Source organism: Rhodococcus sp. NKCM2511 (assembly GCF_014905595.1).
GTDB lineage: Bacteria > Actinomycetota > Actinomycetes > Mycobacteriales > Mycobacteriaceae > Rhodococcoides > Rhodococcoides fascians.
This window is the reverse complement of sequence record NZ_BNHJ02000001.1, coordinates 2,346,522-2,367,663: the sequence shown is the minus strand read 5'-3', so window position 1 is coordinate 2,367,663 and position 21,142 is coordinate 2,346,522. Positions and strand designations below refer to the sequence as shown.

Genomic DNA, 21,142 nt, shown 5'->3' with positions numbered 1-21,142 from the left:
TCTATTTCCCGGCTGCGCGGGACACGTCGCGAACCTTCTCGCCGGAGACACGGCCCCACCAGCGTGCGTTCTCCTTCACCGAAGAAGCGATGATGGCACCGTCGCACTCGTTCATCAGGTCGGCGATGTTGGCCGCCGTGATTCCCGATCCGATGATGACGGGGAGCATCGTGTTGTTCTTGATGACCGACACCTCGTCGACCGAGGCGGCGTCACCGGTTCTCGAGCCGGTGGCGATGAGCACGTCTGCGTCGAAGAATTCCGCGTCCTCGGTCTGTTCGGCGATGGTGCGATCGGCAACGATGGCGTGGGCACCGTGCTTGACGTGCACGTCGGCGAAGATCTTGACCGGGTCGGCACCGATGCGGTGGCGAAAGCGGGTGGTCTTGGCTGCCTGGCCTTCGATGAATCCCTCGTTGGCGATGTAGGCGTTTGCCCACTGGTTGACCCGCACGAAGCTCGCTCCGGCGGCCCACGCCGCGGCCACGCCGCATTCGCCTGCGTTGGACAGGATGGATACTCCGACTCTGCTGCCGAACTCACCGACGACGGAGGCGGTGACGACACCCATGCTGGCCGCTGTTTCGTATCCGTGCTCTCCGGGCTTGAGGAAGGGTATGTCCCAATGATTTTCGACGATGACGCCATCGAATCCGTTGTCGATGTACGCGTGTGCCTCCTCCACGGCGAAGGCTGCGATCTCGGAGACGGGCTGGCCCTTGTAGTGCGGGCTGCCCGGTAATGCGGGCAGGTGGATTGCGCCGATGAGTGCGGGTGCCGAGGTGAACATCTCGGCCAGCGCCGACGGCTTGGTCGGAAATACCCCCAGCGCGGCTGAGGGGTTCGGATCCGACGGGGACGTACTCACGTAGGGAGCTCCTCTGGTGTGGTCGTCGACCGAGGCGATGTAATCGATTGCCTCGTATGTATGCACCGTAGGCGATCGGGACCGGGTCGTGTCAAGGAATTCGCGAGTCGTTTATGTAAACGATTACCTCTACTGTGTAAACAGCATCGCAAGCGACCGTGCGGTTCGCTAGCCTCGGTTCACACGCGAGAGTAGGAGTTGGATGCGCAAAGCAACCATTCGCGACGTCGCGGAGCGCGCGGGCGTCTCGACAGCCACGGTGTCCCGGGCGCTCTCGGGGTCACGTCCGGTGTCGGACGACGTGGCCGCGAGCATTCGGCAGGCGGCGGCCGATCTCGGCTATTCGGGCAACATCATCGCCAGTTCGCTGCGCCGCAACCGCACGGACACGGTTGGGATGGTGGTGCCCAGTATTGCCAACCCGTTCTTCACCTCGCTCGTCGTCAACGTCGAACATGTTCTCTCGCAGCGTGGACTGCAGTTGTTCCTGTGCGATTCGCGATCGGATCCGGAAGTCGAGGCGCAACGGCTGCGTAGTCTGGTCTCGCGTCAGGTCGACGGCATCATCATCAGCCCGTGCCATGGGGAACGTTCTGCCGAGGCGGTTCGTGCGTCGGCCCGTGCGATCCCCGTGGTCCAGCTCGACCGCTTCGCTCTCGATACTCATACCGATTGGGTCGGCGTCGATGATGATGCCGCTCAGGGCCTGATCATGGATCACCTTGCTGCACAGGGTGTTCGGAGTGCCGCGTTCATCAGTTCCGAGCTGACCAATTCGTCGACGGAGTTGCGGCGGGCGGGCTTCTTCCGCCATGCCGAGCGCGTGGGGATTCGGACGCGGGACGAGTGGACGTTGTTGGGTGATTATTCGATCGACTGGGGGCGTGAGTCGTCGCGCTCGATCCTCGCTTCTCCCACGCGGCCCGATGCGGTGGTGGGTGCGGACGACCTGATCGCCCTCGGGGTGCTGCAGAGCTGCCAGGCTCTGGGATTGTCGGTCCCGGGCGATGTGATGGTCACCGGGTTCGACGACATTCCGTTCTCTGCATTGAGCAATCCGCCGCTGACCACCATCCGGCAACCCCAGGAACGAATCGCTGAAGAGGCCACTCGCCTACTGGATCAGGCCATGAACAGCGATCACACCGGCACTGCGCACATCGCGTTGCAGCCGGAGTTGGTGGTCCGTCAGTCGACGGTCGGCCACGCACGCGTCGCCGCGGTGTAGGCCACGATCGCCGCATCGAGTTCGTCGAGCGTGACGGTTTCGTCGGCGGCGTGCATCAGTGCCGGCGTCCCCGGCCCCCACACGACAATAGGGGCACCGGGGGCAGCGGATCCGATGATGGACGCGTCGGTGAAGTACGTGACCGGTTCTGTAGCAACGGTATGCGGAAGGCCATCCACCCATCGGTCGCCTTGGGGTGTGCGAACTCCGGGCAGATCGATGCGAGCGTCGGCGTGATCGACCTCGGGTTGATCGCGCCACCAGGACAACAGATCGGACCCGTCCCCGACGGTGCGATGGTCGACGACGACGTGTGCGGCGTCGGGGACGATGTTGGGTGCCGAGCCGCCGTCGATCAATCCCACGTTGAACGTTTCGGCGCCGAGGAACTGATCCGTAGACAGCGGGAGCTCGGTGCGGGCTCGTGCCAACACGTCGACCAGTTTCATGATTGCACTCTCACCCCGATGTGGAGTACTTCCGTGTGCTGCAATGCCTTTGGTGGTCACATCGACCCACAGTGCTCCTCGATGCCCCAGGTGTACCTGGTTCCCTGTCGCCTCGGGAACCACGACCGCTCCTACGGCGCACTCGGCGACGGCGTGGCGAGCGGCACGCGCACCGAGTGACCCGATCTCTTCGTCGCTGGTGAGCAACAGGGCGGCAGGAACCCCGTTGTCGAAGGCGTCCATCACCGCAGCGGTGGCGGCAACAAGCCCGGCCTTCATGTCCGAGGTGCCGCGGCCACGGAGAACACCGTGTTCGATATCTGCAGCGAAGGGATCGAACTGCCAATTCGACAGATCACCCGCCGGCACGGTGTCCACGTGGCACGCGAACATCAACCGCTTCGACGTCGGCGGGGAGGGATTGGTGATCAACAGCCATGGGTGGGGACCATCCGGATCGCCGTCGATGGCAAGGTCACCGACGCGGGCCCTGAGGACGGACACGATTGCGTCCATCGACGAGCGCTGGGGACGAGGATCACCCGACACAGTGGGCTGGGTGACCAGTTCGGTGAGAAGTCCGACGGAATCCATGACTCCAGTATGCCCGTGGTGCCTGCGGCAGTGGTGCGGCAGAGCGCCGCAGAGGGCACATAACCGCACCACTGCCGCAGGCATCTATGAGGAGTTGGCGATGATTGCCTGCGCGGCTTCGGTCGGTGCCTGAGTCGGGATCCAATGTGTCACTCCGGCAAGCACAGTCAGGGTGTAGCGGGCATCGACGTACTGTTGTGCGCGTTCGATGGCCGAGCGGCCGATGAAGGTGTCGCCGTCACTCCACACCATCGATGTCGGCACTGTGATGCGCAGACGGCCGATACCAGGGTTGGAGAACGGCAGTCCGCGATACCAAGTGACAGCGTAGGGAAGTGCGCCGTAGTCGACGATGTCCGTGCGCGTGCGCTCCAGGTCGTCCGCGTTCATACCGCTTCTCTCGTACCATTTTTCGGCCCTCTGGCCGGGCCGCGTCATCCATTTCTCGGGGAGCACCGGCAGTTGGAAGAACGCGAAATACCAGGAGTGGAGTATCTGTCGCGAGGTGAGCAGAGCCGTCATGAACGACCCCGGATGCGGGACGGAGAATGCCGTCAGCGACGACACCAGATCCGGGCGTCGGCCTGCGGTGACCCACGCGATCATCGCTCCCCAGTCGTGGCCGACCAGATGCACCGGGGATCCGATCGTGTCGATGAGGGCCACGATGTCGTCGACGAGCGCACCGACGCGATAGTCGCGTCGGCGTTTGGGTCGGGCACCCGGCGAGTACCCGCGCTGATCGGGCGCGATTGTTCGGAACCCCGCCTCGTTCAGGTCGTTCATCACTGCGGACCACGACGCGGCACGTTCGGGAAAGCCGTGCAGCAGCAACACAATCGGTCCGTCCAGAGGTCCCTGGTCGAGGACGTCGAACTCGAGTCCGTCATGGGTGTAGCGTGCGATCCTCTCGCTCACCGAAGAATCCTTTCGTTGGTCAGCACGTGCTGGGAACCGATGCACCGGCGAATTCGGCGGCGAGGAATTGCATGGCCTCGTCGTCGCTCACGTTGTGTCCCTGCTCTGGTTGTTCCTGAGCGACAACCCGATCGCCGAGCACACACGCTGCGCGGACGGCGTCGGCCGTCCACTGCGGTAGCACGATGTCGTCGCGCGCACCGTAGGCGACGAACATCGGCACGGTGGTTCGTACCTGGGGGAGGGCATAGCGGCCGATCAGATCGAACAGCTTTTGTTCTGCCTCGGGGGATCTCGGTGCGAACTCCGTCGGTGCCATCTCGCTGACCGCGCGCTCCTTGGTTGCGGTGTTCGTGCCCTGGCACGCGAGTAGCAGTTCTGTGTTGGTCTGAGCGACCGTGCCGCTGTAGTCCCGAGGGTCGAGGGTGGGGTCGACCTGTTGCGCCCCGTAGAGCAGGTACGGCAGCAAACCTTTCTGCGGTGTGGTCAGGGTGCCGTCCCTGGCGGCACGCGCAAGCGGTGCCAGATCCGTGGGCGGGGACAGTGAGACCGAGGCGATCAGTTCCAGCCCCTGCCCATAGCTGGAGTTCAATTCGTTTGCAGCCCAGGCGGCTTGCCCGCCCTGCGACAGTCCGACGGCCGCCCACCGAGCAGAGGTCTCGGGCAGGGCGTTGTGGACGGCGCGAGCCGCGTCGATCATGTTGTGGCCCGCAGTGCGCGGCTCCAGGTACGGGTGGGTGCCGTCTCCGCTGCCGAGTCCTTGATAGTCGGGTAGCACCGTGACGTAGCCGAGTTCGGTGAAAGCCTCGACCGTGGAATCCAATCCGAGTAGGTCGGGGTAGAGGGACGGTCCGCAGTCGGCCTGTACGCCGGTGGTGCCGTGGCCGTAGACGACGATCGGCCATCCACCTGCCGGAGGTGTGCCGGGTGGGACAGCGGCGACACCGGAGACCGCAGTCGCAGAATCATCGACACCGGATGTCGACTCGTACACGAAACGATAGACGGTCGCACCCGTCGCAGCGAGCCTGGCCGACCGGGACCCGAAATCCTCCGATTCGAGCAGCGTCCCCGCAGTACCCGTCAGCTTGTACTGCGACTGTGCTGCAGACGTCGTTGCGGGCGCGGGCGAGTCGGGCACAGCGGGCGGCGAACTGCATCCGACGGCCGTCACCAGCGTGAGCCCGCACGCAGCAGCGAAGACTCGACGAGACGACAAGGCAATGGATGCGGGCATATCGCGTGTCTACCAGAACGCAGCCAACAACTCGTCGGTCGCCTGCAGCGGCGCATACCCGTCGGGAATGGCGCGACGGCATCCATCGAGTTCGATGGTGAGATTACGAATGTTCGACGGCCAGTCAGCAACATAAGTCGTCACCGCCGTCCGCGTTGCGGACATCGAGCAGGGCTCGGCGGGTGCCAAGTCTTCGATCGATATCCCGATCTCGCCGGTGACTCCGGTGAATTCGGTGCCGGAGAACAAGCAGTACGTGTAGCCGATGGTCAGACCCGGTGCGCGCTCACTGCCGAGGAGAACCTCGGAGTAGTGGGGGGAGCAGCTCGAGACTCGTTGCCGGTCGTAGCTGATCACCGATACGTCGTGCTCGAATTCGGTAACCATATCGAGTGTCCGAATTTCGGCGATGGCGCTGTGATTCAGCAGCCCGCATTCCCCAGTAGGGAGAGTCGGTTCCATTGCGCGCCCTCGGTTGTCGACGAGCCATATCTGCGGCGGCTCGACGACGCTGTATGTCGGGCAATAGCCGCGGATCAGCATGCTTTCGGACGGCGCGTTGAGTAGGCGGATCACCTCGGTGAGGTCACCTTCGTATCTGTGCTCGCGGTACGGCACGGTGTCGGGGGCGACCCCCTCGTCGATTTGGTCGCAGACGATCGCGGCTACTGGAACGAAATCGTCAGGCACCGTCCCAGGTGTGGGCCGAGGGAATCTCAGACGCGGCTCGTCTATCTGGGGCCCTCGGTCGCACCGAAATGCCTCTGCAGATCCGATTTCGGCGACGACCCGGTGGGGACTCAGCGACGCCGGCGACGCACAGGTGACCGCGGTGATGGCGACGAGCATCAGTCCCACCGTCCATCGCCATGTCATCAGCACAACGTAGCGGCATCGCAGTTCAGGGTTTGTCGCTTCTGTTTTACGGGGACTATCGCAGCCATGAGGATTGGCGTCGTTGTCAGTGCGGTCGTAGCGGTTGTGGTGTCGTTTCTCGGCTCCGGTGCGTGGATAGGGACGCCCATTGCCGAGGCGGCCGGCGGGGCGCTCAGTGCGACGTCGACGCTGGTGGCTCCCGCTGGTCCCGCGTTCTCGATCTGGTCGGTGATCTACACCGGTCTCGTCGTCTATGCCGTCTGGCAGTTCTCACCCGGTCGAACTGCACGTCACGACGCCTTGCGGGCACCGGTCATCGCGTCGATGTTGCTCAATCCGGCGTGGATTCTCGCGATTCAGTTCGGGCAGGTGTGGCTCAGCGTGGTGGTCATCGTCGCGCTGTTGGCCGCTCTCGTGCGCGTCTTCGTACTCCTGCAACAGCAGCGCCCGGAATCCGTGGTCGACGCCGTGATCACCGATGGCACGATGGGTCTCTATCTCGGGTGGGTGTGCGTGGCCACCGTCGCCAACATCTCGGCGTGGCTGGTCGATCTCGGAGTCACCGGTGGCGCGACGGTCTGGGCGGTCGTCGTACTCGCCGTCGCAGCACTGGTCGGGGTGACTCTGGCGCGTTACTCGAACGGAGCGATCGCTCCGATGCTCGCCATCGTGTGGGGCCTGGGATGGCTGGCGCAGGGGCGTCTCGGCGGCGAGCTGACGAACGCGACGGTCGGATGGACGGCAGTATGTGCCGCAGCGATCGTCGCCGTTGTGACGGTGGGAATCAGGCTCCGATCACGGCGGTCGACGGTCCATCGCCCTGTCAGGGCTGTGTGACATAATCGAGAGTCCGTCGAGGGTTTCTCCGAGCCGCTTCTTGAAAGTCCCCTGTAGCGCTTTGCCGATGGGGCCGACCAGCAACGGGCTGGAGACGACGAGGTCGATGGTGACGGTCGTATTCTCGCCTGACGCTTGGCATCCCACGCGCATATGAATTTTCGAGCCGGTCGATCCTTTGCCGTCGAAGGTGATTTCGTGCGGCGGGTCGAATGCTTTCACCTCGAAGGTGATGGTGTCGACCAATGCCGCAACCTTGATCTTTTCGACCATCACCGCCCCGACCTCGATGGTTTGCGGTGGTAGTTCCTCCCATCCGACGTGCAAGGCATGCCAGTGCTCGAACGTGGTGACGTCCGAGACGGTGTCCCAGACCTTCTCGGGCGAGGCGGCGATGTCTCGGTTCATGGTGGTCGTCGTACTCATCACGGTCCCTTCGATGGCGGATGTTCCTGACGATTACGCACTGTTATTGACTCGATATCAATGTTGACTTCGAGTCAATCGACTCGTACGGTCGGGTGACTCAGATCTCCTGCCGCCTCAGTGACTCGGGGCCGAATCGAAGGGAACACCATGACTGCCGCCACAAACCCGCCCGTTCTCGAGAACCACCCCATCGACACCGGCGCAGCCGTGTTGGCCAATGTGGGCGCGTTGCTGCCCGAGCTGAAGAAGGGTGCCTCCGAGAACGAGAGGGCCCGTCAGCTCTCCGACGACACCGTCGACGCCCTCCGGCGAGCGGGCGCATTCAGGGTCGCGGCACCGACCCGGTTCGGTGGACTCGAAGCCGGCCTACGCACGATGCTCGACGTCTCTGCCGCTGTTGCCGAAGGTGATGGTGGCGCGTCCTGGGTAACCACGTTGTCCAACGTCAACCATTGGGCGCTGGGTTTGTTCTCCGAGCAGGCGCAGGCGGAGGTGTATGCCGACGGGCCTGACGTCATCATTTCGGGCGTCGTGTCGCCCACGGGCGTCGCGAAGCCGGTCGAGGGTGGGTATCGGGTCAGTGGTCAGTGGCCGTACGCGTCGGCGAGCCTGCACTCGGCGTGGTGCACGGGCGGTGTGGTGATCGAGGACGAAGACGGATCGGTGATGGATCAGGGCATGGCGCTGATCCCTCGTAGCGACTATCGCGTCGACGACACCTGGTACGTGGCGGGCATGCGAGCCTCCGGCAGCAACACCGTCGTGGCCGAAGATGTGTTCGTGCCCGAGCATCGGATGCTGTCGATGATGGGGGCTTTCAGCGGATCGTATGTCGCCGAACGCACGGATTCGGCCTTCGCGCGGTCCGCGTTCGGGCCGATGCTGGTGATGGTTCTGGTGGGTCCACAGCTCGGAATGGGCCGAGCTGCTTTGGAATTGGTACGAACCAAAGCGGCAGGGAAGTCCCTGGCCTACACGGTATTCGACCGCCAGGCCGATTCGGTCGCCTTCCAGATGATGGTTGCCGAGGCCGCGCTGAAGATAGACACCGCCCATCTGCACGCCTATCGCGCCGCCGACGACGTGATGCGGTGGGCCGACGCAGCTGAATATCCGGATTTGCTCTCACGCGCACGGGTGCGCGGGGACGCGGCAACAGCACTGCGCAGCATCAACGAGGCGTTGAACATTCTGTTGGACGCCACCGGAGCGGGAGCATTCGCAGATGTCAATGCGCTGCAACGTATCTGGCGTGACTCGAATGTTGGAGCACGACATGCGGTGATGCTGCCGCGAGTGTCGATCGAGACCTACGGCAAGGCGCTGCTGGGGGTCGAACTGCACGACCACATCACCCCGATCATCTGATCGAGACCGCACATGATGAAGCCCTATACGTCGACGCGCGTCGTGCCCGGGCCGATGGCCTAAGCTCGTCAGTGTTTCACGGAGGTGCCGTGAGCCGACGCGATGAGATGGGATCTACAGTGCCGGAGGCCTCGTCGAGAAAGCAGGCGCGCTCTGCGCAGGCGGCGGAGACTCGTCGACGGTTGATCGACACCGCGGTTGCCCTCTTCGCCGAGAACCCTTACGACAAGGTCGGTGTCACCGAGATAGTCGAGGCCGCCGATGTCGCGCACGGCCTCTTGTTTCACTACTTCGGTAACAAGCGGGGCATCTATCTCGAGGCCATGCGTGCGACGGCCGACGGGTTGTCCCAGTCGTTCGTCGATCTCCCGGATGCGGAACCCGACGTGCAGTTGCGTGCGGCGCTGAAAGCTCATCTCGCGTATCTCCGCACTCATCGGGGCCTGGCGCTACGCATGGTGCTGGGCGGCCGAGGGGCCGATCCGGAGGCGTGGCAGGTATTCGAGGAAGCTCGGGCCGGCGTTCTCACAGCCGGGGCGATGCTGCTCGGTCTCGATCCGCACAATGCTGCGATCGCTATGGCCGGGCGGGCCGCCGTCGCTGCCATCGACGAGACCACGGTCAGGTGGCTGGAAGACGAGAGCGCTTTCGAGATCGACACGGTCGTCGAGATGCTGATCCACCTTGTCGCTGGGTGCCTCGAATCGGTGTCGATACTGGACTCCAGTGTCTCGGTGGACGCCGCAGTGGCCACGATCCTCGGTAACGGAAATCGATCAGGCATCGATTCCCGGTCCTGACAACTCCTTGCCTGTCACACGGTCTCGGCGTAGTACCTCCTCCACTGCGTTTCGAGGAAGTCGGACAGCGAACTCCCCGAATCGTTGGTACGCCAGGCAACGTGACCGTCGGGTCGGACGAGGACCGCTCCGGTCTCACCCACCTCGTACAGCGATATCAGTTCGTTCCGATCGACGCCGACGGGTGCGTCCAGCACGACGAGCGACATACCCGGGCGTACATCACGCATACCAGCAACTACCGGTTCCCACGCAGAACCGTCGAAGGTGAACAGCATCAACATGTTCGGGTCCAACACGTCGTGCGGCGAGACGAGCTGCCCGTCGACCGAGACGAGCGCATGCGGCAATCGCGCACCGGGGTACGTGGTGGGCACGTAATCGACAACATCTTCCACGGGCTTCGTCGACGCGTCCTGGGCGATCAGTGGACTGTCGTAGAGGTAGCCGAATTGCAGGCCGGTGGAGACGAAATGCTCCAACTGCAGTGGAATCGCGGCTGCGATTTCGGCGCGCAGTTCCGCCGACCCGGGGACGTCCGGGCGCAGGCTTCGTGACCGACTCATCTGCTTGCGGGTTGCCGCGGCCGCGATGGGCGCGATCAGTCGGCCCGGAAGTTTGTTCAGTGGTGCCCGCCCCATGGCCTGAGTTGCCCTGGCCAGCATGGCGTTGGTGATCCCGACGCGCTTGCCGATGTCGTCCATGCGGAAGTGGTTGGCCACACTCTGTTCGGCGAATTTCTCCACCACGGGGCGGCGCTCGGTGTCGTAGGTGTCCAGTAGCTCCGGGCCGGCCGCACCCGAGAGCACAGCGTCGAGCTTCCACGCGAGGTTGTGGGCATCCTGCACTCCCGAATTGAGCCCGAAGCCGCCGGTGTGCGGGAAGCGGTGAGCGGCATCGCCCAGCAACAGCAGCCGCTCGTGGCGGAACGTGTCGGCCGTCTGTGACGTCATCACCCACGTGCCCGTCGATTCGAGCGTGAAGTCGTTCGTACCCAACGCCTTCGGTAGCGTCTTCTCCCAGTATCGGCGGCCGTTCCTGGCGATCTCCTGCGCTGGGTGCAGATAGGCCGTCATCAGGATGTAGCGGTGATCGGCGTGCGAGATGAGTACTCCGCACAGGTCCGGGGTGTAGATCCAACTCAACAGCGGACGTGCGTCGTCGGGAAACAGTGTTGTCGAGGTGAAGAACGCACTGCCCATGTTGGCGAGTACCGGTCCGGTCAGCGATATCCCGGCTGCGTCGCGGGTCGCGCTGTTGGCGCCGTCGCAAGCGAGGACGTACGGCGCACGTACCTCGGCGGCGTCACCCGTGAGGGTGCGGTAGGCGACGCGCGCGTCACCGGAGTTCGATTCGACCGATTCGACGGAGACTCCGCGGCGAAATTCGATCAGCGGTTCGGCGTCCACGGCGTCCCACAGCACGGGCATCAGAATGTGCTGGCCGATGTGCGACACCATGTACGGGCTCTGGCTTTCCACGATGGCTTTGCGCTCGGGATCGGACAGCAGGTCGATCGACCCGATGGCGTCGCCGGCCAGGTCGCCGTACCAGCTGATCAGATTGACCTGTTCGTGCGGAGGCGACATCGCCGCTATGGACTTGGCCAGTTCGGGGCTGTACTCGTTCCAGATCTCCAGCGTCCGAGCATTGATGACGTGAGCCGCCGGATGGAACAAGGGACTGGTTCGACGCTCCAGCAATACCGTTCGAATGCCCCTGCGCGCCAGCAGAAGCGCTGCAGTGGTACCCGCCGGGCCGGCACCGATGATGACGACGGGAGTGCTCATCGGACGACGGTTTCCTGGGTCCCCAGGTCGATCGACCCGTCCGGAGTGCGAATGGTGGCAGTGACGACGTCGTCGACCGAGAGGTACTTCGGATTCTTGGCTTGGCGTGCGAAGAAGAACTTCCACTTCAGCGCAGGCGGGATGAGTTCACCGATCTTCTGGATCGCTTTGGGCGGCGCGGAGATTGCCGTACCGATCGGAGTTCCGGTCAACAGGACGTCGCCTGCGGTCATGTTCTGAAAACGGGCCAGTCTGGTGAAGGCCTCGGCGGGAGGAGTGATGAGGTCGTCGCCGATGGTCTGGTCCTGACGGATCTCCCCGTTGACCGCCAGTGTCATGCGTAGCTCGGGCAGTCGTCGCAGCTCATCGTTGTCGAGCAGCACCAGCCGAGGGCCGAGTGGAGTGAAGGTGGGATACGACTTGCTCTCGTACACCTGCACTTTCGTCAACTGGATCTCACGAGCCGACACGTCGTTGGCCACGACGAATCCGGCCACGTAGGACGCGAGGTTGTCGTCGGTGACGGTTGTCCCGATGGGGATATCGGCACCGACCACCACGCCCAGCTCGATTTCGTAGTCGAGCAGAGCTACCTCCGGTGGCTGCCGAATGGGATCGTTCGGGCCACTGATCGACACGGACGACTTACGAAAGAACGTCGGCTGCAGGGTCTTCGGGTCCGATCCGGCGTCGACCGCATGGGAACGGTAGTTCAGCAACTGCGCCACCACTCGGCAGGGTGCGGTGATGGGTGAGACGAGCCGGAGCTCGGCGACGTTCGTCCCGACCCCCGATGCCGCCTCGATGGCCGCGCGATCACCCAGTAGCTCACGGGTGGTCTGCGCAGCGGTGTCGATCCTGACGGCCTGGTCGCCGTCGAGACGCCACCAGCCGCCCGTGGTTCGAATGATGTTGATGGGCATAGCTTTCGATCCCCCCTAGCCTTCGGTCATAAAGTTTTCGGTGTGATGGTCTTCTTGTTGGCGATCACCGGCCGGCCGGGCCTGGTTCCGGCCTCACGCTGCCGCAGTTCCTCGTGGGTCGCTCCGTTGCGGAGTCGGCTGAGGAGGTAGTCGGGGTCGATGTTGACGCCGATGGGATTGCGCGCGAATTCCTCGGTGAAGAAGAAGGCCGCGGTGTGATCGGGGTCGAAGTTCTCCACCTGGAACTCGAGCCGAATACCGTCCGGGTCCTCGTAGTACAGCGAGATCGTCGGCCCGTGGTTGATGGACCACACCGGAAGGATGCCCTGGCGCTTGAGCCGCACGTAGTTCTCCAGCAGTCGTTCCAGCGATCGGAACGTCAGGGCGATGTGATCGATGCCGTAGGCCTTGCGGCGCAGCTTGGCGAAGGGGAACAGGAACTTCACCGGCTTGGGCACGGCGATGATCGCGAGTCGATGCGACTCGTCGTCCCAGGTCAAGAACGTGATCTCGTCGTCCTGGTAGGCGATCTCGGCCCCGAACACCGTGCCGTACCAGCGCACCATCTCCTCGGTTCGCGCAGATTTGACGACCCAATGCGCGATGTAGTCGGGAGCGATCCGTTGCGTCTCGATCGGCGGTGCATCGTGCGTTGCGCTCATGAATCGACCTTTCGTCGCGATCGGAGTGTGATCCAGATTAAGTGCAGTTTGACTGTCAGTCAATAAATTGACTGATGGTCAGTCGAAAATCTGGAATGGGTGCGGTGCCGAGCGTGTCGTTGTAACAGAGCAGTTGCTCTGTTACGGTCACGTCATGCCCCGCCCACGCGTGCACGATCTCGACCACCTACTGGATGTGGCCGAGGCGTTGGCCGTCGAGTCGGGCCCGGCCGCGGTCACCATTCGCGCGTTGTCTGAGCTGACCTCGGTGTCCAACGGGGCGATCTACCACGCGTTCGGGTCGCGGGCCGGACTCCTCGGCCGAGTGTGGTTGCGCGGCGCGCAGCGCATGCTCACCGTGCAGCGAGGGTCCGTGGACGACGCATTGGCGACGGGCACCGCGGTGGACGCAATAGTGGCTGCTGCGGATGCGCCGGCGCGCTTTCTACTCGATCATCCGACGGCCGGACAGTTTCTCATGATTGTGTCGCGTCGAGAGTTGTTGGGCTCGAACGATATTCCGGACGCGCTTGCCGACGACCTTCGTATGCTCGATTCGACGCTCGTCGAGTTGTTCGTGCGGTTGTCGACCGAGATGTGGAACCGAGCGGATTGCACGGCCGTAGCCGTGATCAAGGATTGCACCGTCGAGCTCCCTGCCGCGTTGCTCCTGCGGGGTCGCCGTGCGCCAGACGCATCGGTGCGCGAACGACTCGCTGCCGCCGTGCGCGGCGTCCTCACTCTTCCTCCGCCCCCTCCACCGCCGAAGTCTTCATAGCCTCGGCACCCTCGAAAGGTAGCTCACGATGACTCCTACGCTAGAAATTCGCAGTGACATAGCGATTTTGACGCTCGGCTCGGACGAGAATCGATTCTCACCGGACTGGCTCGATGCGGTCGACGCCCACTTGGACCAGATAGAGCGGTCGGCGCGCGGGCTGATCACGGTAGGAGCGGGCAAGTTCTACTCCAACGGACTGGACCTCGACTGGCTGATGGCCCATGGTGATCGCGCCGATTGGTACGTCGATCGAGTGCAGACGCTGTTCGCCCGAATACTCACGTTTTCGATACCCACCGCCGCGGCGGTCAACGGGCACAGTTTCGGTGCCGGAGCAATGTTCGCCATTGCCCATGACTACCGCTTCATGCGCGAGGATCGCGGCTACTACTGCTTTCCGGAAGCGGATATCAACATCCCTTTCACTCCCGGCATGTCCGCTCTGATTCAGGCGAAGCTCTCTCCGCAGACGGCCATGGTCGCAATGACCACGGGACATCGGTACGGGAGCGCGGAGGCCCTCACTGCAGGTCTCGTCGACGGCGTAGCGGCCGAGGACTCGGTGATCGATGCTGCGCTGGAGCGGCTCTCGGCAATTGCCGGTAAGGACAAAGCCACCATCGGAGCCATCAAGACGACCATGTTCGCGTCGGTCACCGCTGCGCTGCGTCAGGGCCGACAGTGACGTCGTAGTCGGTCGCGTCGCGCCGCGCAGGCGGGATCAGAAGGTGAATACGGCCGACGAGGGTCAGAGCCGTGTCGGCGTCGGCACCGTCGAACACCGCTGTGTGGATGCCGCGCATGGCACCCGTGAGCAGTCGGGCTGAGGCAGGGAGGTCTGTGGCACTGTCGATCTGCCCTGCTTCGGCAGCGGCGCGGAGTAGTTCGGTGATGGCATCGACGAAGCTGTCGTGCCAACGCTCGGCTGTGCCTTCGGATTTGGGGACTCCGAGATTGCGGAACAGCACGTGCGTGCGCGGTGTCTCGTAGATGCTCTCGGCAGCTATTCGCAGAAATGTCTGCAGCTGCTCGAGTGGGGTGCTCGGCCAGCCGGCGTCCGCAGACCGTTCACGGATGCGTTCGATCAGAACGGTGGCGGCGTCGTCGACGGCGGCCTGAAAGAGTTGGCGTTTGTTGGGGAAGTGGTGGAAGGCCGTTCGGGGGGCCAGACCGCATTGCGCAGCGACACTTTCGATCGTGATGTCTGCATAGTCGGCGTGCCGAAGCAGTTCCTGGGTGGCCTCGATGAGGCGTGTCGGTGCGGGCCCGGGTTCGTCCGTGGTGGACGACCCGGCCCAGCGGTACAGCGTGGTGGTGTGGATGCCCAAGTCCGTGGCTACGGCTGTCGGGCTTTCGGAACCCCCGAATGCCCGTGCCACCGCCTCTCGGCGATCGGCGAGTGTGAATCTCGAGACCCTGGCCATGATCGTGACAGTCTAGTGCAGCATTCGTGCGAGGGCCGGGAGTAGAACTCGTGCGGGGACGATACCCGCCGTCGCCGCCTGCAGAGCATTGCGTCGACCCGAAATAACATGTGGCCGTGAACGTTTGGCGTCTAGTGCCTTCATGGCGGTGGCGACGACGTCGGTCGGTGTCTGGTAGGTACCGGTGGCTGTGGCCGAATCGCCTATGACGTCGAAGAATTCGGTGTGGGTGGGTCCGGGGTTGAGTGCGAACACTCTGACTCCGTGTTGCGCTGCTTCGTACCACAGCGACTGGCTGAAGCTCAGCACGAAGGCTTTGGCGGCCGCATACACGGCAAGAGTCGGGACAGGTTGGAATGCCGTCGTGCTGGCCACATTGACGATGGTGCCTGCTGTGCGGGCGATCATGTCCGGCAGGAACGCCGAGCAGATGTCCACGACCGCGCGGATGTCGACGGCGACGAGCCGCTCGAAATCGTCGGCGTCGCCGTCGACGAACGGTCCCTGGACCGCAAATCCTGCGTTGTTGACGATGAGGTCGATGCGCTCGGGAACGATGGCGCGGAGCCGCCGACCACTGGCCTCCTCCGACAAGTCCCAGGGCACTGTTCGGCAGCGCACACCGTAGGTCGATTCGAGCTCGTCCGCCAGCGCTGTCAGACGATCTTCCCGTCGGGCGACGAGCACCAGATCGGAGCCGCGGGCAGCCAGCACACGCGCGAACTCGGCACCGATTCCGGAACTCGCGCCGGTGACCAGCGAGCGGCCCGGACTGTATCGACCTGCTGTGCGGCTCATCGGTCCGAGCGCCCGAGCTCAGCGGCCGAGCGACGGGCGAACTCCTCGTACGAGGTGGGTTCTCGTCCGAGCAGGGTCGGAAGAACCGTCAGGTCTCCCGCGGGCAGACCATGGCCGTCGTAATGGGTCATCATCGTGCGGTACGCCTGACGTGCGTCTTCCGGCCAATTCTTCATATCGCGGGGGTTCGAAGCGGCCTGCGCGCCGCGAACGAGGTGCCCGAGCGCATTCAGTTTCGTCGATCGCAGGGCATGACCGATGACGGTGGGGACTGCAGGCAGCACGTCGAGCGAGTTGGTCAGCGACGAGGGCGGGATTCGGATGGCGGTCACCGCATACCCCAGCACGCGTGACCAGATCTCGGCCATCTGGTGTCGGGTGAGTTCGACCGTGGACAGGTCGTAGGTGCGGCCGGTGTGCGGCGACGGGTCGATCAGTACGTTCGCCGCGGCCTCGGCGACGTCGGCGAGATCGACGACACCCATGATGCTGTCCGGCGACACCGGGTACGGCATGACGCCCGCCTGCAGGAACTCCCACACTTCCAAGTAGTTCTGCATGTAGTGCGACGGCCTGAGCACCGTGGTGGGGATTCCGCTGTCGCGGAGCAGGCCCTCGGCGATGTCCTTCTGGTGGTGGTGTGTCAGCTGATGCAGGTCCGGATGGATCACGGAGTGAAACACGATGTGCTGCAACCCACTTGCCGGAGTCGTTGCGACCAGGTGCTCGATGATCGGTCTCTCGTCGATGACCTGGGTCGGTGCCGCGTGATAGAGCACGTCGGCTCCGGCCAGGGCTCTGTCGAGCGTGTCGGACGACCGCAGATCGCCCACGACGACCTCGGCTGCCCCGTCTCGACGGGTGGTCGCAGCCTGACTGTCGTTCTTCACGACAGCGCGGACGGGCATCTTCTGCGCGGTCAGCTGCCGGACGAGCAACCGTCCGATCCCGCCTGCGGCACTGGTCACTGTGATCATCGGACCTCCTCGATGGGGAGCGCGGCAGTCCCGGCTCTCTCGCACATATTGCAGATGATCTGCACATAACGCAAGAGGTCGACGCAAATGCCGACTCGATCTGCATTAGTCTCGGACGGTGCCCTCGAACGACGTCGACGATGCAGAGCAGTCGCGGCGCGCCCGCCCACGTCGCGATCGCCGTCAGGCGTTGATCGACGCCGCGATCGAGATGATCTCCGAAGGTGCCAGCGCAGACATCAGTGCGGCGGCGATCTCGCGCAGAGCGGGTGTGGCGCACGGGTTGCTCTTCTACTACTTCACCGACAAGCAGGGCCTGGTGCAGGCTGCGCTGGCCGACGTTCTGGGCAAGTTGTCCGACGCGCAGGGGCCGCAGTCCGAAGAGCGGACCGTCCGAGCGCGGCTGGAAGGATTCGTCCGACGGCACATCGAGTTTCTGCGGGATCACCGAGCGCTCTACTTGCGCGTGGTGCGGGAGGAGGAGTTCGGTGAGGCAGGCGTCGAGAGCGCCCTCCGGCAGGCTCGCGCCGAGGGTGAGCGTCAGGTCGCGGCCCTGGCCGAACTTCCGGATCCGTTGCCGCCGCTGGTCGCTGTTGCTATTTCGGGGTGGACAGGCTTTCTCGATCGAACCGCCGACGCCTTCTTCGAGTCGGCGGATCTCGATCTGGACGAGTCGGTCGCGCTGATCGTCGACGCATTCGAGGCCGTCATCGATTCCGCGACTCGCCGAGGTGCCGGGTCTCGGTGATCAGGTCGACCAGAAACTGCAAAAGCTGATTCCGGAAATTGCGCAGATTGCTCAATACCGAATACTTCTATTGCGCAGCCCGCCGGGTTCTGGTCGACTGACGCCGGTTGCATCACAGACGCGACTGACTCGGCGCTTCGCAATCCGAACGCTTGCCTCATGGAGTGACGGGACCCATCCGGTCCCGCCACTTCCACTCGATGCAATCTTTCGTCGCCTATTTCAGGAGTGCTCGCCATGACCAGCCTCAGCTCGACCACCGGCAATTCGACCGACGGTGATTCGGTCACCGGGGGCCGCGAAACCCTGCACGACATTTCCGAGCGGGTGCTGTGGCTGTCGACGTCGATGATCCACCACGCCAACCGAATCCGGCCCAATCCGACGGGTCTCAAGGTGGGCGGTCATCAGGCGTCGTGCGCGTCGATGGTCACTATCATGACTTCGCTGTGGTTCGAGCAGCTCGAGGCAGGCGACAGAGTGTCGGTCAAGCCGCACGCGTCGCCGGTGCTACACGCCATCAACTACCTTCTCGGTGAGCTGGACGAGAAGTATTTGACGACGCTGCGCTCGTACGGTGGGCTGCAGTCCTACCCGTCGCGCGCCAAGGATCCCGATACCGTCGACTACTCGACGGGGTCGGTGGGTATCGGTGCGACGGCACCTATTTGGGGCGCTATGTCGCGCCGCTTCGTCGACTCCGCATTTTCCGCAGACACCCCGAGTGGGTTTCGCGGACGGCAGTATTCGCTCGTCGGAGACGCCGAGCTCGACGAGGGTGCCGTGTGGGAAGCCGTCATCGATCCGGGCATCGGTGAGTTGGGCGAGATCGTCTGGATCGTCGACCTCAACCGGCAGTCCCTCGACCGAGTGGTGCCGAACATCGCCGCGCGTCGCCTCGAGAAGATGTTCGACGCGGCAGGCTGGCAGGTCATCACCGTGCGGTTCGGTCGGTTGCTCGAGAACCTCTTCGCGCGTACCGGTGGTGACGCCCTGCGGCGTCGCATCCTCGACATGCCCAATCCCGAGTATCAGCGGCTGCTGCGGTGCTCGGCGTCCGAATTGCGAGATCGACTGCCCGGCAACGGTTCCGATTCCACGGCGATCACTGCGCTCATCGGAGACCTCGACGATCTGATTCTCACCGAGTCGATTCGCAATCTCGGCGGCCATGATCTCGACGCGCTGCGCGAGGCCTACGCGCAGATCGACGACACCCGGCCCACGGTGATCATCGCCTACACGGTCAAAGGATTCGGCCTCCCCACTCAGGGGCATCCGCAGAACCACTCGTCTCTGCTGACTGTCGACGAATATGCGGCTCTGGCAGACACTCTCGGCACCGACGTCGGTTCGCCATGGGGCCGCTTCGACGACGCCACAGCTGCCGGGCAGTTGTGCGCCGATGTCGCCGAACGGCTGCGCCGCGAGCCGGTGCCCGTCTCGGCACCGCCTGCAGTTCCCACCGACATCGGCCGTACTCCCAAGGGCACGGCCACGACGCAGGCCGCGCTCGGCCGCACCCTGATCGACCTGACGCGTGAGGCCCCGGATGCGGCGCGGCGCGTGGTCACGGTCAGTCCCGATGTCAGCTCGACCACCAATCTCGGCGGTTGGGTCAACAAGGTCGGTGTCTGGTCGTCGTCGGAGCGGCACGATTGGTTCGGCGACGATGCCGAAACCATCATGCACTGGCGTGAGGGTCCCACCGGTCAACACATGGAACTCGGTATCGCAGAGACCAATCTGGTCGGATTGATGGGCGAGCTGGGTGCAACGTGGAGTCGGTGGGGAGAGCCGTTGTTCCCCATCGGGGTGATGTACGACCCGTTCGTCGAACGCGCCCTCGAACCGTGGTCGTACGGCATCTACGCGGGTGGTCAGTCGATTCTGGTCGGTACACCGTCGGGTGTCACGTTGGCCGCGGAAGGTGGTGCGCACCAGTCGATCAAGACTCCGTCGATCGGTCTGGAGCAGCCCGGGTGCATCTCGTACGAGCCGGCGTTCGCCATCGACGTGGAGTGGACGCTGCTCGCCAGCATCGCCAAGTTGGGTCGTCCCGACGGCACCTCGGCGTACCTGCGCCTGTCGACCCGTCCGGTCGATCAGACGTTGGCCGACGTGCCCAGCGATCCGGCGGCCCGCGAACGCAGGCGCAAGCAGGTGGTGGCCGGCGGCTACCCGCTCGTCCGACGAGACGGAGCCACCGTCACGATCGGTGCGATGGGTGCGCTCATGCCCGAAGCTCTCGACGCCGCAGCACGTTTGGAGCGCATCGGCATTGTCGCGGACGTCCTGTGCATCACAAGTCCGGGCCAGCTCTATCGAGCCGTCCAGGCTCGACAGGGACACGGCGACGCGGAGTCGTGGATTCTCGATCAGCTGTTGCCGGCCGATCGGGCGACACCGATGGTGACCGTCCTCGACGGCCATCCGCACACGCTGGCGTTCCTGGCCACGGTGAACCGCGTGGCGTCGACGTCGTTGGGCGTCAGCAACTTCGGTCAGGTGGGCTCTCTGGACGAGGTGTACAAGCATCATCACATCGACACCGATTCGATCGTCGGTGCCGCTCTGGATGTCACCGGGCAGTAGTGCCGCGGGTGCTCATTCGTCCACCCATTCCAGGAGGTCTCCGGGTTGGCAGTGCAGCACCCGGCACATGGCGTCGAGGGTGCTCAGTCGTACTGCTTTGGCCCGTCCGTTCTTGAGGACTGCGATGTTGGCAGGCGTCAGGCCGACGCGTTCGGCAAACTCGCCGACGCTCATCTTCCGCCTGGCCAACTGAACATCGATGCGCACCACGATGGCCATCAGATGACCGCGTCCATGTCGCTGCGCAGTTCCGTGGCCTGACTGAGCAGGGTCCTCATGACGACCATCAACAGTGCGGCGACGGCGACGACGACGAGCAGGAAGAGCAGTAGCGGCAGGCCTGGGTCGTCGGCTCCGAATCCGACGTAGAGAAAGACGCCGACCAGCACCACCCAGGCCGCGACGATCGACCACGTGATCGTGTCTACCCACACCAACGAAGCGCGGGTGAAGATGGCGTTGCGGTTCACCATCGTCAGCAACTTCCATGTCGCGATCACGACCACCTGAATGCACAGCACCCAGAAGATCGACACGATGGTCAGCGGCCATCGCAGGTACGCGGATTCGGGAGTTCCTGGGCCATGTGGGCGAACTGCCCGGGCAACGACATGACTTGCATCAGCACCAGCACCGCGAACAACGCGGCGAGAAACAGGCGAAGCAACAGGACTACCACTCGATATCCACTCAGCATATAGCGAGTATCGACAGGAATCTATCGAAGGTCAATAGATCAATACGGTGTCCGGATCATCCAGTTCCGATTGACAGCGGGCGTACGGTTGTAACATTCGGCGAGGGCCAACGCCGTAGGTTGCTCGTTCACGGCGAAGGGTG

23 protein-coding genes are annotated in these 21,142 nt (G+C 63.9%); 8 read left to right on the top strand and 15 right to left on the bottom strand.

The genetic code is table 11. The annotated features are described in order from the left end of the window. Position 1: 1 nt before the first annotated feature. Positions 2-868 (bottom strand): BtpA/SgcQ family protein, encoded by an 867-nt coding sequence (locus JLZ96_RS10905; RefSeq protein ID WP_236253897.1) that lies wholly within the window; start codon positions 866-868, stop codon positions 2-4. A 202-nt stretch (positions 869-1,070) separates the two neighbouring features. Here JLZ96_RS10905 and JLZ96_RS10900 point away from each other — a divergent pair, with 202 nt between their 5' ends. Then, entirely contained in the window at positions 1,071-2,096 is a 1,026-nt protein-coding gene (locus JLZ96_RS10900) for a LacI family DNA-binding transcriptional regulator (RefSeq protein WP_032406079.1), read from the top strand. On the opposite strand, the gene JLZ96_RS10895 is transcribed toward JLZ96_RS10900, so the two are convergent. The 4 genes from JLZ96_RS10895 to JLZ96_RS10880 all read right to left on the bottom strand — a co-directional run bounded on the left by JLZ96_RS10895 (position 2,057) and on the right by JLZ96_RS10880 (position 6,170). Beyond that, positions 2,057-3,139 (bottom strand): M20 family metallopeptidase, encoded by a 1,083-nt coding sequence (locus JLZ96_RS10895; protein WP_201010092.1) that lies wholly within the window; start codon positions 3,137-3,139, stop codon positions 2,057-2,059. The genes JLZ96_RS10900 and JLZ96_RS10895 overlap by 40 nt on opposite strands. Positions 3,140-3,223: 84 nt before the next feature. Beyond that, a complete protein-coding gene (locus JLZ96_RS10890; RefSeq protein ID WP_201010091.1) occupies positions 3,224-4,057 on the bottom strand; it encodes an alpha/beta fold hydrolase in 834 nt (277 codons plus the stop codon). Between the two features lie 19 nt (positions 4,058-4,076). After that, the gene (locus JLZ96_RS10885) at positions 4,077-5,294 is read right to left on the bottom strand and encodes a lipase family protein (protein ID WP_201010090.1); all 1,218 of its coding nucleotides are present in this window, start codon (positions 5,292-5,294) and stop codon (positions 4,077-4,079) included. Positions 5,295-5,303: 9 nt separating this feature from the next. Next, on the bottom strand, positions 5,304-6,170 hold the full coding sequence (locus JLZ96_RS10880) for a hypothetical protein (RefSeq protein WP_201010089.1): 867 nt from the start codon (positions 6,168-6,170) through the stop codon (positions 5,304-5,306). Between the two features lie 66 nt (positions 6,171-6,236). On the opposite strand from JLZ96_RS10880, the gene JLZ96_RS10875 reads away from it, so the two are divergent. Next, complete coding sequence (locus tag JLZ96_RS10875) at positions 6,237-7,007, top strand: TspO/MBR family protein (RefSeq protein ID WP_201010088.1); 771 nt, start codon at positions 6,237-6,239, stop codon at positions 7,005-7,007. Here JLZ96_RS10875 and JLZ96_RS10870 read toward each other — a convergent pair. After that, a complete protein-coding gene (locus tag JLZ96_RS10870) occupies positions 6,966-7,433 on the bottom strand; it encodes an SRPBCC family protein (RefSeq protein WP_201010087.1) in 468 nt (155 codons plus the stop codon). The two genes, JLZ96_RS10875 and JLZ96_RS10870, sit on opposite strands and share 42 nt — an antisense overlap. Before the next feature lie 150 nt (positions 7,434-7,583). Between JLZ96_RS10870 and JLZ96_RS10865 the strand changes: the two genes are divergently transcribed. Together JLZ96_RS10865 and JLZ96_RS10860 are read left to right on the top strand one after the other, a co-directional pair. After that, entirely contained in the window at positions 7,584-8,804 is a 1,221-nt protein-coding gene (locus JLZ96_RS10865) for an oxidoreductase (RefSeq protein WP_201010086.1), read from the top strand. An 89-nt stretch (positions 8,805-8,893) separates the two neighbouring features. Next, on the top strand, positions 8,894-9,604 hold the full coding sequence (locus JLZ96_RS10860) for a TetR/AcrR family transcriptional regulator (protein ID WP_201010085.1): 711 nt from the start codon (positions 8,894-8,896) through the stop codon (positions 9,602-9,604). 14 nt (positions 9,605-9,618) lie between these two features. On the opposite strand, the gene JLZ96_RS10855 is transcribed toward JLZ96_RS10860, so the two are convergent. The 3 genes from JLZ96_RS10855 to JLZ96_RS10845 are packed head-to-tail and all read right to left on the bottom strand — an operon-like array spanning position 9,619 to position 12,979. Next, positions 9,619-11,394 (bottom strand): FAD-dependent monooxygenase, encoded by a 1,776-nt coding sequence (locus JLZ96_RS10855; RefSeq protein WP_201010084.1) that lies wholly within the window; start codon positions 11,392-11,394, stop codon positions 9,619-9,621. Beyond that, entirely contained in the window at positions 11,391-12,317 is a 927-nt protein-coding gene (locus JLZ96_RS10850; RefSeq protein WP_201010083.1) for a fumarylacetoacetate hydrolase family protein, read from the bottom strand. The genes JLZ96_RS10855 and JLZ96_RS10850 overlap by 4 nt, the downstream gene beginning before the upstream one ends. Positions 12,318-12,343: 26 nt before the next feature. Next, positions 12,344-12,979 (bottom strand): VOC family protein, encoded by a 636-nt coding sequence (locus JLZ96_RS10845; RefSeq protein WP_201010082.1) that lies wholly within the window; start codon positions 12,977-12,979, stop codon positions 12,344-12,346. A 154-nt stretch (positions 12,980-13,133) separates the two neighbouring features. On the opposite strand from JLZ96_RS10845, the gene JLZ96_RS10840 reads away from it, so the two are divergent. Both JLZ96_RS10840 and JLZ96_RS10835 read left to right on the top strand, forming a co-directional pair. Beyond that, on the top strand, positions 13,134-13,757 hold the full coding sequence (locus tag JLZ96_RS10840) for a TetR/AcrR family transcriptional regulator (RefSeq protein WP_201010081.1): 624 nt from the start codon (positions 13,134-13,136) through the stop codon (positions 13,755-13,757). A 28-nt stretch (positions 13,758-13,785) separates the two neighbouring features. After that, a complete protein-coding gene (locus tag JLZ96_RS10835; RefSeq protein WP_027495442.1) occupies positions 13,786-14,445 on the top strand; it encodes an enoyl-CoA hydratase/isomerase family protein in 660 nt (219 codons plus the stop codon). Here the strand turns inward: JLZ96_RS10835 and JLZ96_RS10830 are convergent. Genes JLZ96_RS10830 through JLZ96_RS10820 form a run of 3 tightly spaced genes read right to left on the bottom strand, consistent with a single transcriptional unit; the run spans position 14,414 to position 16,959 of the window. Next, positions 14,414-15,184 (bottom strand): TetR family transcriptional regulator, encoded by a 771-nt coding sequence (locus JLZ96_RS10830; protein ID WP_201010080.1) that lies wholly within the window; start codon positions 15,182-15,184, stop codon positions 14,414-14,416. The two genes, JLZ96_RS10835 and JLZ96_RS10830, sit on opposite strands and share 32 nt — an antisense overlap. 12 nt (positions 15,185-15,196) lie before the next feature. After that, positions 15,197-15,982 carry an SDR family oxidoreductase gene (locus tag JLZ96_RS10825; RefSeq protein ID WP_032392139.1) on the bottom strand — a complete coding sequence of 262 codons (786 nt, stop codon included), beginning with the start codon at positions 15,980-15,982 and terminating at the stop codon, positions 15,197-15,199. Next, entirely contained in the window at positions 15,979-16,959 is a 981-nt protein-coding gene (locus tag JLZ96_RS10820) for an SDR family oxidoreductase (protein ID WP_201010079.1), read from the bottom strand. Before JLZ96_RS10820 ends, JLZ96_RS10825 begins: the two co-directional genes overlap by 4 nt. A 118-nt stretch (positions 16,960-17,077) precedes the next feature. Here JLZ96_RS10820 and JLZ96_RS10815 point away from each other — a divergent pair, with 118 nt between their 5' ends. Both JLZ96_RS10815 and JLZ96_RS10810 read left to right on the top strand, forming a co-directional pair. Then, positions 17,078-17,707: a TetR/AcrR family transcriptional regulator gene (locus JLZ96_RS10815; protein WP_201010078.1), complete on the top strand. Its 630-nt coding sequence runs from the start codon at positions 17,078-17,080 to the stop codon at positions 17,705-17,707. A gap of 237 nt (positions 17,708-17,944) precedes the next feature. Beyond that, on the top strand, positions 17,945-20,302 hold the full coding sequence (locus JLZ96_RS10810; RefSeq protein ID WP_201010077.1) for a pyruvate dehydrogenase: 2,358 nt from the start codon (positions 17,945-17,947) through the stop codon (positions 20,300-20,302). A 12-nt stretch (positions 20,303-20,314) separates the two neighbouring features. On the opposite strand, the gene JLZ96_RS10805 is transcribed toward JLZ96_RS10810, so the two are convergent. From JLZ96_RS10805 to JLZ96_RS10795, 3 genes are read right to left on the bottom strand one after another with little or no spacing between them, the layout of a single operon-like run. Further along, positions 20,315-20,521 (bottom strand): helix-turn-helix transcriptional regulator, encoded by a 207-nt coding sequence (locus JLZ96_RS10805; RefSeq protein ID WP_032374896.1) that lies wholly within the window; start codon positions 20,519-20,521, stop codon positions 20,315-20,317. After that, positions 20,521-20,838, bottom strand: coding sequence for a DUF2975 domain-containing protein (locus JLZ96_RS10800; protein ID WP_201010076.1), 318 nt, complete (start codon positions 20,836-20,838; stop codon positions 20,521-20,523). The genes JLZ96_RS10805 and JLZ96_RS10800 overlap by 1 nt, the downstream gene beginning before the upstream one ends. A 5-nt stretch (positions 20,839-20,843) precedes the next feature. Next, a complete protein-coding gene (locus JLZ96_RS10795) occupies positions 20,844-20,981 on the bottom strand; it encodes a hypothetical protein (protein ID WP_201010075.1) in 138 nt (45 codons plus the stop codon). Positions 20,982-21,142: the final 161 nt, after the last annotated feature.

Bases quoted from the DNA above. Each gene is read 5' to 3' on its own strand.
- JLZ96_RS10830 (WP_201010080.1), bottom strand. From the start codon at position 15,184: ATGGCCAGGGTCTCGAGATTCACACTCGCCGATCGCCGAGAGGCGGTG.
- JLZ96_RS10810 (WP_201010077.1), top strand. From the start codon at position 17,945: ATGACCAGCCTCAGCTCGACCACCGGCAATTCGACCGACGGTGATTCG.
- JLZ96_RS10840 (WP_201010081.1), top strand. From the start codon at position 13,134: ATGCCCCGCCCACGCGTGCACGATCTCGACCACCTACTGGATGTGGCC.
- JLZ96_RS10865 (WP_201010086.1), top strand. From the start codon at position 7,584: ATGACTGCCGCCACAAACCCGCCCGTTCTCGAGAACCACCCCATCGAC.
- JLZ96_RS10885 (WP_201010090.1), bottom strand. From the start codon at position 5,294: ATGCCCGCATCCATTGCCTTGTCGTCTCGTCGAGTCTTCGCTGCTGCG.
- JLZ96_RS10875 (WP_201010088.1), top strand. From the start codon at position 6,237: ATGAGGATTGGCGTCGTTGTCAGTGCGGTCGTAGCGGTTGTGGTGTCG.
- JLZ96_RS10820 (WP_201010079.1), bottom strand. From the start codon at position 16,959: ATGATCACAGTGACCAGTGCCGCAGGCGGGATCGGACGGTTGCTCGTC.
- JLZ96_RS10805 (WP_032374896.1), bottom strand. From the start codon at position 20,521: ATGGCCATCGTGGTGCGCATCGATGTTCAGTTGGCCAGGCGGAAGATG.
- JLZ96_RS10870 (WP_201010087.1), bottom strand. From the start codon at position 7,433: ATGAGTACGACGACCACCATGAACCGAGACATCGCCGCCTCGCCCGAG.
- JLZ96_RS10850 (WP_201010083.1), bottom strand. From the start codon at position 12,317: ATGCCCATCAACATCATTCGAACCACGGGCGGCTGGTGGCGTCTCGAC.
- JLZ96_RS10895 (WP_201010092.1), bottom strand. From the start codon at position 3,139: ATGGATTCCGTCGGACTTCTCACCGAACTGGTCACCCAGCCCACTGTG.
- JLZ96_RS10845 (WP_201010082.1), bottom strand. From the start codon at position 12,979: ATGAGCGCAACGCACGATGCACCGCCGATCGAGACGCAACGGATCGCT.
- JLZ96_RS10855 (WP_201010084.1), bottom strand. From the start codon at position 11,394: ATGAGCACTCCCGTCGTCATCATCGGTGCCGGCCCGGCGGGTACCACT.
- JLZ96_RS10880 (WP_201010089.1), bottom strand. From the start codon at position 6,170: ATGACATGGCGATGGACGGTGGGACTGATGCTCGTCGCCATCACCGCG.
- JLZ96_RS10900 (WP_032406079.1), top strand. From the start codon at position 1,071: ATGCGCAAAGCAACCATTCGCGACGTCGCGGAGCGCGCGGGCGTCTCG.
- JLZ96_RS10835 (WP_027495442.1), top strand. From the start codon at position 13,786: ATGACTCCTACGCTAGAAATTCGCAGTGACATAGCGATTTTGACGCTC.
- JLZ96_RS10825 (WP_032392139.1), bottom strand. From the start codon at position 15,982: ATGAGCCGCACAGCAGGTCGATACAGTCCGGGCCGCTCGCTGGTCACC.